This is a genomic window from Dyella jejuensis (assembly GCF_044904675.1).
Taxonomy (GTDB): domain Bacteria; phylum Pseudomonadota; class Gammaproteobacteria; order Xanthomonadales; family Rhodanobacteraceae; genus Dyella_B; species Dyella_B jejuensis.
In genome coordinates this window covers 1-474 of sequence record NZ_JADIKJ010000068.1, presented here as the reverse complement: position 1 = coordinate 474, position 474 = coordinate 1, and the positions used below count along the sequence as shown (strand labels likewise).

Annotated in this window: 1 pseudogene and 1 other annotated feature; the pseudogene reads left to right on the top strand. The window is 65.8% G+C overall.

From position 1 onward, the window contains the following. Positions 1-474: pseudogene (locus tag ISP15_RS18305) on the top strand (IS3 family transposase); the annotation flags it as partial. Beyond that, positions 166-282: a sequence feature (AL1L pseudoknot), on the top strand. (Overlaps the previous pseudogene by 117 nt.)

Below are 474 nucleotides of genomic sequence, written 5' to 3'. Positions count from 1 at the left end.
GAAGATCGGCTGTGTGCCGCAAACACTGCTGACGTGGGTACAGCGGCAAGAGGTCGATGCCGGGGTGAGAGACGGTGTGACCACCGCTGAAGCCAAGCGCGTCAAAGAGCTGGAACGCGAGGTCAAGGAGCTGCGCCGGGCCAACGAGATTCTCAAGCTCGCCAGCGCGTTTTTCGCCCAGGCGGAGCTCGACCGCCGGCTGAAGTCCTGAGGGCCTTCGTCGATACGCACCGGAGCACGTTTGGGGTCGAGCCGATCTGCAAAGCCTTGCAGATCGCCCCATCGGGTTACCGTGTGCATGCCGCACGCCAGCGCCAGCCGGAACGACGTCCGGTGCGAACACAGCGCGACGAGGCGCTGGTTGCGCAGATCCAGCGCGTCTGGCGAGCGAACCTGCAGGTCTACGGTGCGGACAAGGTCTGGCGACAGCTCGGCCGCGAAGGCATCGTGGCGGCACGATGCACGGTCGAGCGG